The sequence below is a fragment of the Micromonospora sp. NPDC005215 genome, assembly GCF_040607915.1.
In the GTDB taxonomy this organism is placed as follows: domain Bacteria; phylum Actinomycetota; class Actinomycetes; order Mycobacteriales; family Micromonosporaceae; genus Micromonospora.
The window spans coordinates 1-15,588 of record NZ_JBEXHQ010000016.1 but is presented as its reverse complement, the minus strand read 5'-3'; the positions used below and the strand labels follow the sequence as shown (position 1 = coordinate 15,588).

Here is a 15,588-nt window from a genome sequence, read left to right as displayed (position 1 = left end):
CCACAAATGGGATGTCGAGGACCTGTGAGCCGACCTGTCAAAGCCACCCCGAACAGCGGGGAGCATCATCCTTCCGAGGCGATTTCCGGCCGTACGGATGGATGGTTACCCGCGCTGGAAGGCCTTCGAGCCGTGGCGGTACTCGGGGTGCTCGCGCACCATGCGTCGTTTCTCAGCGGGCTGACCGAAACGTACGGCCAGCTGCCAGGAGTGCTGGCCAGACTGGATGTGGGCGTAGCGATCTTCTTCGCGCTGTCCGCCTTCCTCCTCTACCGGCCATTTGCGTACGCCGCGATTAATTCGCAGCCGCAGCCGCCAGTTCGGAGATACCTCTGGCACCGCGCAGTCCGTATTTTGCCCGGGTACTGGGCAATGGCGGGTGTCGCACTCGTCTGGCTCAACATCGATTACCTCAGGTCACTGTGGGACTGGGCAATCCCCCTCCTGCTGTTGCACATATATCAGCCATTGCGGCTGCCGGTCGGTATGGAGCAGACCTGGAGCCTCGCCACCGAGGCGACTTTTTACCTGGCGCTGCCGGTGATCGCCGTACTCGGTCGACGCCTGGGCGGTCGGAACCCGCTGGCGCGGGCACGGCGTCAACTGGCACTCGGCATCGCACTCGTCGTGGTCGGCCTGGTCTGGAACGCGTACGCGCACCGACCCGACGCGCCCCTACCCGAATTGGCGTGGCTCTGGCTGCCGGCCTTCCTGGACTGGTTCGGGGTCGGGATCATGCTGGCCGTTCTCGCTTCCTGGCCCCCCAGCACCACCTCCTCCCCGTTCCTCCCGTACCTGGCGGCCGACGGGTCCGACCGCGGCGAGCAGGATCTGTGGTCCGCTACGCCGCGTGGGCTCCGCGTCCTGACGTTTGCCCCCGGGACGTCGTGGCTCATCGCCGGAGCGCTGCTCTGGATCGCCAGCACGCCGATCGCCGGTCCCCGGAGCCTCGCGCCCGCCACGCCGGCCGAGGCGATCACCGAACACCTGCTGTTCCTGCTGATCACGTGGTGCGTGATCGCCCCGCTCATCGGCCGGGGATCGGGTGGGGTGCCGCGCGCGCTCCTGCTCCAACCGCTGGTCAGGTTCCTCGGTCGGATCTCCTACGGCATCTTCCTCTGGCACATCCTCGCCCTCGAGGTCTGCTTCCGACTGCTGGGATTCACGCGGATGCACAGCTCGTACTGGGCTCTCCTGGCGCTCACCCTGGCCCTCACCATCCCCGCGGCGACCGCCAGCTACTACCTCATCGAGCAGCCGGTCCAGCGCCTGCGCAGATTCCTGGAGCGGCGGGGCACCGGGCGCGGACCCGGGGGCGCGCCCACCGCCCAGGCGCAGACGCCGACGCAGGAGCCGGTCCCGCAGGCCGAGGCGTCGGGCCCGGCCGAGCACCCGACCCTCCCGGTGTGACTCGTACTTCCCGCGAACCCGTCGGGACCGCAACACCAGGGCGGCGACAGCGACGAGCAGCAGCGCCGTCGGGAGCACGGCGAGCAGCTCGGCGGCCGGTTCGGGACCGACGCGCCACAACCACCACCGCTCGGTCCCGTGGATCGCGAGACCCGCGGCGGCTGGCACCCAGATCCACCCGGGCGTGGGCATCCGACGCCGGTGCAGCGCCACGACCACGATCGCACCGCCAAGGCCGACCCAACCCCCGAGCAGCACCGGTACGCCGATCGCGAGAAGTGGCGCGGTCGCCAGGGTGGCCGGGACCACCGGGTACGACGGTCGACGGCGACGCGCGGGGAGCAGGGCGGCGACGATCAGCAACACGACCAGCCCGGCGGCGACAGTCAGGATGCGGTCGTACTGGACGCCGGGCGTGAAGACCAGCTCGACCCGTCCGGCGGCCCCGGCCGGCACGAGCCAGGCCTGCTTCCACCCGTCGACGCGGGTCGGTGCGAGCCGGACACCGTCGAGCGTGGCGCGCCAACCGGGGTTGGCGTTCTCCGGGACGACCAGGTAGCTGCTGCCTCCCGGCCCGACCTCGACCGACCGGTGCTGGTCGGTCCAGCTGAGCACCGCCGATGTCTGACGGGGCGGCTCGGTGACCGTCCGTGCCGCCGTCTCGCCGCTGAGGATCACACTGTCGACGACGAACCGGTCCGCGGGGGCGGAAATCTCGTTGCGGCCAGCCGGCAGCGAAACCTGGTCGGCGTCCGCCCCCGGCTTCGTCTCCGGCTTGGACTTGGTCGCCACCTCGACCGGGCACGCTCGGTACCGCATCGGGCGCAGATCCCGCAGATCCCGCAGGGTGCCGGACAGGGTCGTCGGCACCCCTGCGCCATTGACAATGATCTCCGGCCCCGCACCGCAGGGCAACGTCACAGCGCGGTCCAGGCCGCGGGGTTGGTTGGCCGAGGGCACCCCCTCCACATCCACACCGCTGAGGCCGACCGGGAGAGGCCGTGGTTCGAAGAACGCCGTCGACCGGCTGATCCGCGGCACCGTCGAGGTCACGGCGATGAAGAGACTGCGCGTACGCAGCGCCGGGAAACGTGCGACACCGTCCGGGTCGATGCCCACTTCCCGGATACCGTCGTCGCCGGTGATCCGGAGCGTCCTCGGTGGTGCCGCGACCAGGCTCGCCGCGAACCGCAGCCGCACCCAGCTCACCTTCCGGGTCTTGGCCCAACGAAGTTCCACTGTCGGCTGCGGGTCGTTCGGATCCGCCAACCACGCCGTTCCGTCGTCTCCGTCGCCCAACGCCCGCGCCGAGGCGACCGGGTCCGTGAACCAGGCGCTCGACGTGGTGAAGGTCTGACCCCCCACCATCTCGTCGTACGCGGCGAGCGCGGTGGCCGGCGCGGCGCGGGTCAGGCCGGTGAGGCTGGCGGTGGTCGCGCTCGGCAGGTCGAACCGACGGGACGCCAGACCGGTCTCCTCCCCCTGGCGGATCAGATTGGGCGCGCAGAGGTAGTGGTCTCCGGCGACGGCGCAGGCCGGCCGGTCGACGGTCTTCCGGGCGAGTGCGATGACCTCCGGCGCGGCGGTGGCGTCGGGCAGCGTCGGAAGCCGCAGGTAGCGCACCGGATTCACCCCCGGCACCCGCAGGTCCCGGATCCCCACGCGCCGCCCCGGCACGTCGAAGCCGGAGACACCGTCGATGGTCACCCGGAGCCAGGTTGTCTGGCCGGAGGGCATCGCCAACCGCAGCGGGGCCCGCCCGGCGTCGGCCACCGAGTGCTCAACGGTCCCGCCCGCGGTGCTGATCTCGACCCGGGTGACCGGAGCGCCGATGACCTCGTCGTCGACCACCTGCAGTTCGATCGAACCCGGCTGGATCGGCTCCAGGAACCGAATCTCCAGCCACTGGCCCACCGGGTTGCGGGCGCCGTCGGACAACCAGGCCGTACCAGTGTCGCCGTCCAGGGCGGCGAACGGCCCGGCGGACGGGTCGCGCAGCCCGGCCGGGCCGGCGACGTCGGCAGCGCTGGACGAGGCCCGCACCTCGCGGATCCCGGAATAACCGGCGGAGGTGGTGGACGCGGACCACGCCGGATCGAGGATGTCGTGGACGGCGCGTACCTGTCGGGGTTGGTCCGCGGGGGTGAACGTCCGCGAGGTGTTGCCCCGCAGGAGTCCGAAGTCGACCTCCCGGCGGCGCAGGCTGTCGGCGAGCACCGTGTCCGCACCGCTGGTGGCCGGGTCGTCCCCGTTGAGGATCACCGGCCGGTTGCCGAGGACACCGGCGTCGCTGAGATCCAGCAGCGTCTCCGGTGCGCCGACCAGGTTGAGCGGTTGTGCCGCGTCCGCCAGGCTGACCTGCGGGGTCGGCCGGTCCACCTGGTAGATCTCCACCGCCGGGTACGACGTGCGCAGCCCGTAGTCCCAGGCCCCGCCAAGGTCCGGCGGCAGCCCGACACTCGGCCCGAACTCGGCGACTCTGGACAACCCGGGGGTGCTGCCGAGGGTCCGGTGCACCAGCAGCGGCCAGGCGACCGCGCCGACGGGTTGCCGGAGGTCGTTGCGGACCAGCAGATAGCGCACACCGAGCCGGGCGAACACGTCGGCCAGGCCCGGGGAGACCGCGCCGGCGGCGAGCCGATCATCGATCGCGGAGAGCAGCCGGGCGTTGCCCGCGGATCCGGCCGGCACCAGCGAACGGACCGCCCACGGCGAGTCCAGCAGGGGCTGGACCGGCTCATCCAGCGAACGCCCCCAGTCGTACTCGGCGAAGTTGGACCCGGGCACCAGCAGCGTCGTGCCGGGGCCCGCGTGCCGGTCGAGCCAACCGGTTGCCTGCCGCCAGTGCTCGGGCAGGGCGGTAAAGCCGCCGCCCGCGGTGAGGCCCGCACCACCCGCGCCGACGCTGACCGCGACGAGCGTGACGGCCGTGACCCCCAGCGCCACCCGCCGGGGGGCCATACCCGTGGGCCGGGAGAACCGGCGGATGACGGCGATCAGACCGACGGTGTCCAGCATGTGCGCGGTGGCCAGGGCCAGGGGCAGTCGGATGACGACATCGAACTTGTGCAGGTTGCGGAGCGCGCCCAGTGGGCCGTCGAGTGCCTCCCGCACCGGCGCGGCAAAGAGCGCGCCTCCGTCGGACAGGTTTCCCGCGGTCAGGGTCAGCAGCCCGACCAACGCCCCGACGAGAAGGAATCGCCGCTCCGGCAGGTCCCGACGGGCCAGGCCGGCCAGGCCGATGCAGGCGATCAGAGCGGTGAGCAGCGCCAGCCAGGGCACTGTGGCCAGGGCCCATCCCGCGGGCCACCAGGGCACCCCGTCGACGGCCAGGTGACCCACCCAGTGGGTGGCGCCGCGGACGGCCTCCGGGAGGGTGGTCACGCCGGTCGTCACCGCGGCGCTCTCAGTGAACGGCAGGAACGGGAAGCCGTACCGCTGGAGGAGCAGCAGCGGCGCGAGCCACCAGAAGGTGGCCGCCACCATGGCCACCGTCCACCAGGCCAGCAGGCGGAGACGCCGCCTTCCGGGAGCACGCGTCAGCACGAAGAGAAAGGCCGGCACCACGGCGCACGCGGCGGAAGCCCCGTTCGCTCCGCCCATGCAGACCACCGCCAGTCCGCTGAGTGCGGCCGCCCGTCGGAGTGAGCCACCCGCGGCCCCCTTCACCAGCGGCAGCAGCACCCACGGGGCGACGCAGTAGGGCAGCAGCTCCAGCGAGACAGTGCCCACCAGCGTCAAGGCCCGGGGCGAGAGCGCGAACACCGCGCCGGCCACCAGCCGGGACGCCGGGCCACCGAGGTCGAGGGCGCGTGCCAGGCGCACCACACCGGTGAGGGCAACGCAGAGGAGGGTCGCCATCCACAGACGCTGCACGAGCCATGCCGGAAGGCCCACCGCCTCACCGAGGAGAAAGAACGGGCCCATCGGAAAGAAGTAGCCGACTGCCTGGTTCTGCAGGGCGCCGAACTGCCAGTCCGAGACCCACAATTGGGTGGCCCGGGCCAGGAACCCGCCCGGGTCCACTGCCATGTCCAGCTTCGTCTCGGGCACGATGAGACCCGGGCTCTGGGTGACGCACAGGCCGGTCAGCGCGAGACAGACAAGCAACTCACGCAGACGCCAGACCGCCCGGGACACCGTCGCGGACGGTACGCCGGGGGTACGACGAGCGGTCGACCAGGTGCTCAGCACTGCCGTACCGGAACTCCGGTGAGGAGTTCGTCCGGGTTGGCCTCCCGCTCGGTCACGGTCTCCGCGGGCACGCCGGCGTCGACAAGCACCTGCCGGATCGCCGCCGGATCAGCGCCCGGCACCAGGATCCACACACTCTGCTTGTCGACTGCGACGTGTCGGGTGTGCGGCAGGAGCGGGGCCACCCGGGTGAGGAGGCGGTCCGGCCGGTCCGTCTGGATCACCAGACAGGCGTTCCCGGCTGCCCACGGCACGGCTCTTGGGGCGAGCAGATCGCCGAGGACGGCACGGAACCGGCGGCCGGTGTCGGCCCAGCGGAACGTGTCGCTCCAGCCTCGACACTCGACCGCCATCCGGTCCGCCGCGGCCGGAGCCGCCACCGCGGTCAGCGCGCGGTCGAGACCGGCGGCGAGGCTACCGGCCGGATTCTCGCCGGCACTCACCAGCCACCCGGTCCGACCGGGTCGCACAGCGTCGCGAAGCCCGTCCACGTCGAACGCGACAGTGGGCAGTCCGGCGGCAGCCGCCTCCACCACCACGAGGCCCCAGCCCTCGCCCCAGGAGGCGGAGACGTGCAGCCACGCGGCGGCCAGCAGCGCGTCCCGTTCGGCGGCGGGCAGGTGGCCGTGCACCGTCACCACGTCGCGCAGCCCACGCTCGTCGACCTGCCGGCGGATCGGCTCCAGGTCCGGCCCGCCACCGACGATGTCCAGGCGCAGGTCGGGCCGACCCGGCCGGAGTTGGTCGACGGCGTCGAGCACCAGATCCACCCGCTTGTGCCGGGTCACCCTGCCGACACAGACCAGTCGGGGGCTCGGGTCCCGCGATCCGCCCCGGCGGTGGTCCGCGTCAGCTCCGTTCGGCACGACGACCACTGGCCCGGCCCAGCCGAGCCGCTCGCGTACGGCGGTGGCCGTCGAGGGTGAAACCGCGAGGGTCACACAGCGGCGGTAGACCCGGCGGGCGACGGGTCCTTCCAGCCAGGCCCCGAAGCGACCGACGAGCGGGCCGAAATACAGTCGGAACTGCCTGTCGTGCACGTGGTGGATCACGCAGATCACCGGCACGCTCGCGGGCAGGACCGCCGGGCTGAAGAACGGGATGCCGTTCTGGCAGTCCACGACGGCGTCGAACTGACGTCGGTGCCGTGACAACCAGCCCAGCACCCGAGGGTAGATGCTCCATCGGCCGCCGACCCGGACGATCCGGATGCCATCCCGGACCTCGTCGCCGCGCTGGCCGGCCGGGCGTGCGGTGACGAAGGTGACCTCCGTGCCGGCGCTCACCAGGTCGCGGGCGACCTGCCAGGCGTAGACCTCGGCACCCCCGGCGTCGGGATGCCACGGGTCCTTCCAGTTGAGCACCGCGACCCGGCGGCCCGCCACCCGAGCGTCAGCGGTGGGACCTGCGGCGACCCGGGATGATTCGACACTCACGGCCGCAATCCAACAGTGGCGCCTGTGGTCACGTCCGCGGCCACCGGGATGGCGACCACCGGCAGCGGAATGCTGGCAGCGGCGCCGGCCTGACCCAGCCGCCAGCGGATCTTCGCGACGTCCACGAAGCTCTGCCAGCCGTGCCGGACCGGAGAGAAACGCGAACCGGGCACGTCGATCCAGTGGACCGGGATCTCCACCACCCGGGCACCCGCCCGCTCGACGCGCCCCAGCACCTCCACGTCGAAGGCGAATCCGCCGCACCGCAGTGGCGCGAACGCCCGCCGTGCGACGTCGCCGCGGAAGAACTTGAACCCGCACTGTGTCTCGCCGACGCTGCGCACCACCTGCCGGACCGCGCCCCGGAACGCCACCGCGCCCCAGCGCCGGAGCAGACTGTGCCGCTCCTCGACCACCGACTCCGGGTGCGCCCGCGAACCGACCACCACGTCGGTGCCCTCGACCAGGAGCCGGAGCACCTGCCCGAGATTGTCCGGCGCGGTGGCCAGGTCCGCGTCGCAGAAGCCGACGTAGCGCGCACCGCTGGCCAGCACACCCGTACGCACCGCGAATCCCTTCCCTCGCTCACCACACCACAGCAGCCGGACGGGGACCGTACCGGGCAGCGCGGTTGCCACCACCTCGGCCGTCCCGTCGGTGCTGGCGTTGTCGACCACTGTCACCCGACAGGGCACACCGAGGCCGGCCAGCGCCGCCCGGAGCAGGAGCAGGGTGTCCGGCAGTCGGTCCGCCTCGTTGAAGGCGGGCACCACGACGTCGAGTACGACCGCATCTGACGACACGTCAGGAGGCTGGACCTCCATGAAGGGCCGTCAGCGCTCGCCGTACACGATGATGGGCTGCTCCACGTTGGCAGGCTTGGTATTGCTGTTGGTGATGGTGGACGTCCCGATCGAGACGGCCAGAATTCCCAGCACGGCACCCACCGCCGCGGCGACGACCGCGGTCAGGAGGGGATTGAAAGATGCCTTCATTGACGGTCCCTTCGACAAAAGGTACCGGACAGTAGCATGCGTCGTCGTCGTGCCGCGGGGTACGAAAGGGCGATCAACATGGTGACCCCCAGTACCGAATACCCCAGCGCGGGAACAATGCCGACAGTCCCCGCCGAGCTGGAAGAACCACCACCAGGCAGACAGATCAGCGTCAATGTCCCGTCTCGCCGGACCAGCTCGGCGTCCGCGAAGCGGCTCTCGACCTCGGCCCCGCCCGGCTGATCGGTCTGAATGAGTACGTACCGCACGCCAAGCCGACGCAGGGCCGGCCCCGGATCCCCAGGCACCGCCAGCGCCGCCGCCACCTGATCGGCGGCACGGCTCTCACCCCTGATCCGGTCCCGACCGACAAGCACGTCCTGATCCCCGATCACGGGTCGACGGAACGCCCGTGGCGCCGGGTCCAGCACCGGCACACCGCCCGCCCAACGGTAGGCGCGGAACGACGCCCAGGGCAGCGAGACCAGGCTGCCTCCGGTCGGATCCCGGTTCACCACCGCCCGCACCGCCGACCACTCGCCGGGGTAGCGCACCGCGTGGAGCTGACCGCTGAGACCCCCGGCCAGACCGGGCAGGAGCAGCACCGGAGCGAGCAGCACCACCGGGGCCAGCGCGCGCGCACCCGTCGTCGCCAGCGACTCCACAAGCATCCCGAGACCCACCGCCTGGAGCAGCGCGAGCGGCGCGAGCAGGCGGGCGCCGTCCCGGACCGCGCCAGCCAGCGGAACGTGGTCGACCACTGTCATCATCCACTGTGCCCCGTCCGGCCAGGCCGGGACCACGGCGATCATCGTGCCCAGTGCGGCACCGGCGAGCAGGCCCCACCAGGCCGCCGCCGGCCAACGGCGACGGGCCAGCGCGAACCCCCAGACCGCCGCCGCCGCGAGCACCAGCGCGAGCAGGGCGACCGGCCACTGGTCACGCCCGACCGGAACAGCAAGTCGGCTCCAGACACCACCGAGCGTGGCGACACTGCCGAGCACGCCGAGTGGCGTGTCCGCCCGGACGGCGAACGCGGCGACACCCCGTTCGTCGAGATCGATCGCGCCGCCACGGTCGGTCAGTGCCAGCAGCCAGGGAGCGGTCAGGCCGGCCAGCGTCGCGGCCCCCGCGACGACCGCCCGCCACCGTCGGGCCAGGGCCAACGCCGGAGCGCAGGTCAGCACCGCCGCCAACACCATCGCGGGGCCGCCCAACACCACCGCCAGCCCCCCGGCGACGGCGGAGCGCCGGCTCGGGCCGGTGCCGTCCGGCGGGGGCCGCAACACTCCGAGCACCCACGAGTACGCCCAGGGCAGCGCGGCGTAACCAGCGATGACCGCCCACTGCCCGAGGTGCAGCCGCCCGTACATCCAGGGGTTCCAGACGTACCCGAGCCCGGCGGCGACCCGCGCCAGCGGATGGCTGACCGGGGCCAGCCGGGCGGCACCGACCGCCGCGAGCGCCAGGCAACCGGCCAGGAGCGCCTTCTCCGCCAGGTCCGCGGGGATCAGTTGAGACAGGCCGACTGCGAACAGTTCGCTGGGCACCGCACGGGGCAGCTCGGAACCACTGCCCCAGACCATCGCGCCGAACGGCGGATCCGGCACGAACACCAGGTCGTAGCGGAGGAGGTAACCCCGGCGGAGCACCGGGCCGAGGATCGCGAGGACCACGCCCAGGCCGAGCAGCACCTCCGGCCACCAGCGACGGCTGTCGACAGCAGCGCGGCGCAGCGCCGGACCGAACTCCGGTAACGGTCGGCGCACGCGGACCCCCACAGACCTCGACGGGAAGCGGGCCCGACGTCGCACCCAGGGCTTCGGACAGCACTCTAGGCACAGCGAAAGGTCGGAGGGTACCTTGCCTGACGACGTCGATGGGCTGACCGCGTCGGGGTCGCACGACTCAGGCCCCGGCGAACGACATGAGGCGCGATGACAGACACGACGGCTGGGTCCACCCGGGGGCGGCTGGGCGCGGCGGGCGCGGCGGTGGCGGTCGCCGCGATGGTGACGAACGGGCTGGCCTACCTGCTCCCCATGCTCGGTGCCCGACACCTGGTGGCCGAGGAGTTGAGCGTGCTGGCCACCGCGCTGGCTCTCGTCGCGATCGCCGGCGTCGCGGGCGTGGGCCTACAGTTGGCGGTCGCCGTGCACCGGGCCCGACAGCCCGGCACACCGACCTTGCGGGTCACCCTGGTCACGGCCGCGGTCGCCGCCGGCATCGTCGTCGCGGCCACGCCGCTGCTGGTGGCCGCGCTGCGGCTGCCACTGACGGTCGTGGCGCTCGTCGCCGTAACGACCGTCGCGGTCGTCCTGCCGGGCCGCTGGCTCGGTGCGCTACAAGGCGAACAGCGCTTCCTCCGACTCGCGTGGGCGATGGGAGTGCTCGCCCTCGGGCGTTACGCCGGCATGATCGTCGCACTGGTTGTCGGTGCCGGCGTCGTGGACACGCTCCTCGCCGGCGTACTGACGGCGTACCTCGTGCTGCCTGTGCTGGCCTGGCTCGCCCGGCCGGGAGCCGGAACGGGCAGCACCCGCAACGCCGGGAACCCCCTGCGGATCAGGCAGGTCATGAGCGCCGGCACCGCCGCACTGGCGATGCTCGTGGTCTCGTACGCCGATCTGATCTTCGCTCGTCAACTGCTGTCACCAGCGGACTCCGGGGCGTACTCCGTGGGCACCGTGCTCACCAAGGGCGCGCTCTGGGCACCTCAGGTGGTCACGGTGCTGGCCCTGCCCCGCCTGGCCGTCGGGGACAGCCGGCTACGCACCACCGTCCTCGCGATCGTCGGCGGCTGCGGTGCTGTGCTCGTCGCCGCCTCGGTCCTGGCCGGCAGCTTCGCGTTCCGCCTGGCGGGCGGCGAGGACTACGCACAGCTGGGCGAGTACGCCCCGTACTTCGCCGCCACCGGTGCCCTCTACGCGCTGGTCTTCGCGGCGGTGAACGCGCAGATCGCGGCCGGAGCGCGGTGGCCCTCCGCGCCGCTCTGGGCGGCCGCAGGTGTGCTGGCCGTCCTGACGATGTTCGTCGCGCCCCGCACTCTCCAGGGCATCATGTGGTGCGCCTTCGCCACCGCCGCGGTGACCGCGCTGGTGCTGGTCTTCGGTCCGGCAGCACGGGTCACGCCACACCGGTCGGCGTCCGCGGACGTGGCCCGCAGCCCTTCCGCCGAGGCCGTCGGCTGACCGGGCCGGCCCCGCCGCGTCAGCCGTCGCGTCGGAACAGCACCGAGTTGACGTAGCGCGGGCGCGGCAGCACCACCCGTCGGGCGAGGCTCTGCGTGACCCGCGCTATCGCGCCCCGCTGGTTACCCCGGATGTCGAAGTCAGCGAGCGGCAACCAGTCCCGCTCCGGCAGCACGTAGCCGCGATAACCCCATTCATCGAGGAGATCGATGATCGAGGCTATCGGTTGGATCCGCTCCTCGACCTCGATCAGCAGCACCGGCCCGTCCCGGCGGATCGTCTCGGCCGCGCCCCGCAACGCCGGCAACTCGTGACCCTCGACATCGATCTTCAGGAACCGCACGTCGTCGAGGCCGAGGCCGTCGATGGTGACCCGGGGTACGGTCACCGTCGTCGAGCTGCCGTCACCGTGCTCCAGCGACGAGGTGCCGACAGCCGGACCGTCCTTCGGCAGGAAGAGCTCGGCGCTGCCTTCGTGGTCGGACGCCACCGCGCGGACCACCCGCACCTCGGGGAACGCGTTCGAGATGCTCCGGGCGAGTTCCTCGTTCGGCTCGATGGCGACAACCTGGTCGGCCAACTTGCGCATGCGCTGAGTCCACGGCCCGTACCAGGCGCCGACGTCGAGCGCCGTGCCACCGGCCGGCATGAACTCCGCGAGGCACGCGAGTTCGGGCTCCACACGCGGATAGACGGCTCGGATGGCTCCCGCGACGACCCGGTCGGGTAGGAGCGACGCCACGCGCGAACTCACTGCGGTCACCAGACCGGTCGAAGACGGCATGAGCGCAAAGGGTACGGGTCGGCGGCACACCTGAACAGCTGTCCGTACTACCGAGTAGCACCAGCCCGACCGGTCAGGACCCCGCAGCCAACCAGTCCTCCAGAAGGCGGTGGTCGATCGCGTCCACCCGACCGAGCGTACGGCCGGAAGCCACCCGGTCCCGCAGCTCCGCCCGGGTGAACCAGCGCGCCTCCAGCAACTCCTCGCCGTCGACGCGTATCTCCTCGGACGTGGCGGTGGCCCGGAAGCCCACCATCAGGCCGGCGGGGAACGGCCACGCCTGCGACCCCTGGTAAAGCACGTCGGTGACTGTCACGCCCGCCTCCTCGGTCATCTCCCGACGGACCGCGTCCTCCAGGCTCTCGCCGATCTCCACGAAGCCGGCCAGCGTCGAGAACGCGTCCTCGGCCGCACCGGCGTGCCGAGCCAGCAGGCAGCGCCCCGGCGGGCCGGGTGCCTCGACCAACACGATGACCGCCGGTTCGATCCGGGGGAAAAGGAGACGCCCACACTCGCCGCCGGTGCAGGTGCGCATGTGCCCGCCGCCGTCCGCGACGGCCGGCGCCCCGCACGCACCGCAGTACCGCTGCTGCCGATGCCAGTGCAGCAGACCCCGGGCGTACGCCTGGACTGCCGCGTCGCCCGGTTCGAGCCGCCCGACCAGCGCCCGCACGTCGACGGAACGCGCCGCACCGGCCATCTCGACAGCAGCCCGTTCGGGAAGCGCGGACAGGTCCACCGCAAACACGGCAACGTCACCGTCGAGCCCCAGGAAGACCGTCTCACCCGCGGCGGACCGGACGAGCGACGCCCGCTCCGCGCTGAGCCGGACCGGCCCGTCCGCGTCGACGAGACAGCGGTCCCGCCACAACGCCAACACCACTGTGGTCGACTCGGCGAGCAGCGCGCTCAACCGGGTCGGATCGGTGCGCAGGGGGCCCGCCCGGTCCAACCAACCGCCGCCGTACGCCAACACCCGCTCCGCAGTGTCCACCCGGCCACCGTGCCACGTCTGGGGTCCGCCGCCGGCACCGCCCCCGTGGTCCGACGACATGCCGGACGACACGCGGTAGCAGCACGGGATGGGCGCAGCCGCAAGGAGGGCCGGGCATTCGTTACCGTAGGTGCCTCCGGGAGGGCGTACCTCCCGCGGCACCCTGGCGATCGAGGTTGCAGTGACGCTGTACGGCGAAAACAGTCCCCCCGCCGACGACCGGCCCACCGTGCAGGTCACCGCTGTCACCTGGCCGGACGACGGACCCGTGACGACCTCCGCCCCCGGCGAGCCGGCGGGAGGCCCGAGCCGGCCCCGCCGGGTACGCATGCTGCTCGCCGCCGGCGTCACCGGTGGCGTCCTCGCCGCTGTGGCGGGTGCCGGGGCCTGGGCCTATGCCGGTGACGTTCCCCGCGGCACCAGCGTGCTCGGCACCGAGCTGGGCGGCCGGAGCAGCGCGGACGCCGATCGGAAGTTGCGGGCGGAGCTGGACCGGCGGGCGGCGGCTCTCGCCGGTCCGTTGAAGATCACCGTCGACGGGCGGACCGCCGAGATCAACCCGGCCGATGTGGGGTTGGCCGTCGACGTGCCGGCGACCGTCGCGGCAGCGGCAGCGGCAGCGGCCGACGCGCACCCGGTCAGCCGGCTGGTCGGCTCCCGCACTGTCGACCCGGTGGTCACCGTCGACGTGGGCCGGTTGGACGACGCGCTCCGTAAGGTGCTCGGCGACCAGGCCCAGGGGATGACGATGCCGGCGATCACCTACCAGGGCACCACGCCGAAGGTCGTGCAGCCCAAGCCGGGGTTGGCCTTGGAACCGCAACGTTCGGCCGAGGTGGTTCGCGCCGGCTGGCTGGCCGGCACCCCGGTCACCGTGCCACTGGTGGAGAGCCACCCCGCGACCAGTCCGGAGGAGTTGGACCGGCTGGTCACCGAGCTGGCCAAGCCAGCGGTCGCCGCACCGGTCACAGTGCGTACCGACAAGGGCTCGGTGCGGGTCCCGCCCGCCGCCATCGCGAAGAGCCTGCGATTCACCGCCGACAAGACCGGCAAGCTGACCCCGTCGGTGGACGTCAAGCGGCTGCGGGCGGCGCTCGGCGACGACCTGGCCGCCGTCGAGGTGCCGCCGAAGGACGCCACGATGACCATCTCCGGTGGCCGGCCCACCACCACCGAAGGGCGACCCGGTCAGCAACTGGACACGACGACCCTGGGTCGGGACCTGCTGGCGGTACTCCCGAAGGCGGACGGCCGCGAGGTGACCGGCGAGCTGAAGCCGACGCCACCGGAGCTGACCGTCGAGAAGCTGGCCGGCCTGGGCATCAAGGAGCGGGTATCCACCTTCACCACCCGTTTCACCGGCGGCATGGCCTCGTCGCGCAGCCAGAACATCGCGACCATCGCGAAGCAGGTGGACGGCACTGTCGTCCTGCCCGGGAAGACGTTCTCGTTGAACGGTCACACCGGCGAGCGGGGCTACGCCCAGGGCTACCGGGACGCTCCGGTCATCCTCGGCGGCAAGCTCGTGCCGGGCGTCGGCGGCGGCACCTCACAGTTCACCACCACACTGTTCAACGCGACGTACTACGCCGGACTGGAGGACGTCGAACACAAGCCCCACTCGTACTGGTTCGACCGCTACCCGGCGGTCATCGAGTCGACGATCTTCTGGCCGGACCTGGACTTCAAGTTCCGTAACAACACCGAGTACGGCGTCCTCATCGACACCTCCTACACGTCGAGCACGATCACTGTGTCGATCTGGAGCACGAAGATCTACGACAGTGTGAAGACGGAGTACGGGCCGCGTCGCAACGTCACGACGCCAAAGCTGATCCACCTGGAGCCCGGCCCCTCGTGCATCGCGACCAATGGCATCAACGGCTTCACCCAGGACGCCTTCCGGGTCATCAAGAAGGGCGGCGCCGTGGTCAAGCGGGAGAAGTTCACCTGGCGCTACGACGCGGAACCCCGCTACGTCTGCGGGCCGAAGCCCTCATGAGGTTTCCCCGGCTCTGGGTCTCGCCCGGCTCTGGGTCGCACCCGGCTCTGGGTCTCACCGGCTCTGGGTCTCACCCGGCTCTGAGGTTGGGCTTGCTTGGGGTCAGCCTTGCTTTGGGGTTGGCTCGGCGAGGATGTCGCCGCGCCCGTTGCGCCTGCCACCCTGCGGTGGCATCGGCACCTTCCGAGAGTCCTGCACCCGGATCTCGGCTCGGAACCGGTGTGCCGCAGGGTGCCACATCTCCTCGAACGGGCCCATGACCTCGCCACCGATGCCACGACGGCGCACCCGGGACGCGAGCCACCAGAGGATCCCGAGGACCGCCGCCACGCACCCCGCGAACACCAGGAGTATCAGGACGTCTTCCACACGCCGAGCCTAGCCGCGGGCGGCATACGCCGAACAGGCTGCGCCACAGCCCTCCGGTGGGTCGAGCGCCGCTCGGGCCGCCCGGTGGCTTGGTGGTGTGGTTCGCACCGCCGGGGACGCGGTGCGGAAACGCAGAAAGGGCCACCCTCATCGGGTGACCCTTTCTGGAAAGATTGTCCGGCGGCGTCCTACTCTCCCACACCCTCACGAGTG

At 71.9% G+C, this 15,588-nt stretch carries 10 protein-coding genes and 1 pseudogene; 3 read left to right on the top strand and 8 right to left on the bottom strand.

The annotated features are described in order from the left end of the window. Positions 1 to 6: 6 nt before the first annotated feature. Positions 7 to 1,410, top strand: coding sequence for an acyltransferase (locus tag ABZU25_RS14610; RefSeq protein ID WP_355029922.1), 1,404 nt, complete (start codon positions 7 to 9; stop codon positions 1,408 to 1,410). Between the two features lie 2,121 nt (positions 1,411 to 3,531). Here the strand turns inward: ABZU25_RS14610 and ABZU25_RS14605 are convergent. From ABZU25_RS14605 to ABZU25_RS14585, 5 genes and pseudogenes are all read right to left on the bottom strand, one after another. Further along, positions 3,532 to 5,550 (bottom strand): annotated as a pseudogene (locus ABZU25_RS14605) (alpha-(1->3)-arabinofuranosyltransferase family protein); the annotation flags it as partial. 47 nt (positions 5,551 to 5,597) lie between these two features. Continuing rightward, positions 5,598 to 7,040, bottom strand: a complete 1,443-nt coding sequence (locus tag ABZU25_RS14600) for a glycosyltransferase family 4 protein (protein ID WP_355029827.1) — start codon at positions 7,038 to 7,040, stop codon at positions 5,598 to 5,600. Continuing rightward, positions 7,037 to 7,843 (bottom strand): glycosyltransferase, encoded by an 807-nt coding sequence (locus ABZU25_RS14595; RefSeq protein WP_355029826.1) that lies wholly within the window; start codon positions 7,841 to 7,843, stop codon positions 7,037 to 7,039. Before ABZU25_RS14595 ends, ABZU25_RS14600 begins: the two co-directional genes overlap by 4 nt. A gap of 30 nt (positions 7,844 to 7,873) precedes the next feature. Beyond that, positions 7,874 to 8,035 (bottom strand): hypothetical protein, encoded by a 162-nt coding sequence (locus ABZU25_RS14590; RefSeq protein ID WP_157742438.1) that lies wholly within the window; start codon positions 8,033 to 8,035, stop codon positions 7,874 to 7,876. After that, entirely contained in the window at positions 8,032 to 9,804 is a 1,773-nt protein-coding gene (locus ABZU25_RS14585; protein WP_355029825.1) for a hypothetical protein, read from the bottom strand. The genes ABZU25_RS14590 and ABZU25_RS14585 overlap by 4 nt, the downstream gene beginning before the upstream one ends. A 168-nt stretch (positions 9,805 to 9,972) precedes the next feature. Between ABZU25_RS14585 and ABZU25_RS14580 the strand changes: the two genes are divergently transcribed. Continuing rightward, entirely contained in the window at positions 9,973 to 11,226 is a 1,254-nt protein-coding gene (locus tag ABZU25_RS14580; RefSeq protein WP_355029824.1) for a polysaccharide biosynthesis protein, read from the top strand. Between the two features lie 19 nt (positions 11,227 to 11,245). Here ABZU25_RS14580 and ABZU25_RS14575 read toward each other — a convergent pair whose 3' ends face one another. Next, a complete protein-coding gene (locus tag ABZU25_RS14575) occupies positions 11,246 to 12,010 on the bottom strand; it encodes an FkbM family methyltransferase (protein WP_355029823.1) in 765 nt (254 codons plus the stop codon). A gap of 73 nt (positions 12,011 to 12,083) precedes the next feature. Continuing rightward, positions 12,084 to 13,004: an NAD(+) diphosphatase gene (gene nudC / locus ABZU25_RS14570; protein WP_355029822.1), complete on the bottom strand. Its 921-nt coding sequence runs from the start codon at positions 13,002 to 13,004 to the stop codon at positions 12,084 to 12,086. 181 nt (positions 13,005 to 13,185) lie between these two features. Between nudC and ABZU25_RS14565 the strand changes: the two genes are divergently transcribed. Continuing rightward, positions 13,186 to 15,006 (top strand): VanW family protein, encoded by a 1,821-nt coding sequence (locus ABZU25_RS14565; protein WP_355029821.1) that lies wholly within the window; start codon positions 13,186 to 13,188, stop codon positions 15,004 to 15,006. Positions 15,007 to 15,108: 102 nt separating this feature from the next. Here ABZU25_RS14565 and ABZU25_RS14560 read toward each other — a convergent pair whose 3' ends face one another. After that, entirely contained in the window at positions 15,109 to 15,375 is a 267-nt protein-coding gene (locus ABZU25_RS14560; RefSeq protein ID WP_355029820.1) for a hypothetical protein, read from the bottom strand. Between the last annotated feature and the right edge of the window lie 213 nt (positions 15,376 to 15,588).

Bases quoted from the DNA above. Each gene is read 5' to 3' on its own strand.
- ABZU25_RS14610 (WP_355029922.1), top strand. From the start codon at position 7: ATGGGATGTCGAGGACCTGTGAGCCGACCTGTCAAAGCCACCCCGAAC.
- ABZU25_RS14590 (WP_157742438.1), bottom strand. From the start codon at position 8,035: ATGAAGGCATCTTTCAATCCCCTCCTGACCGCGGTCGTCGCCGCGGCG.
- ABZU25_RS14580 (WP_355029824.1), top strand. From the start codon at position 9,973: ATGACAGACACGACGGCTGGGTCCACCCGGGGGCGGCTGGGCGCGGCG.
- ABZU25_RS14575 (WP_355029823.1), bottom strand. From the start codon at position 12,010: ATGCCGTCTTCGACCGGTCTGGTGACCGCAGTGAGTTCGCGCGTGGCG.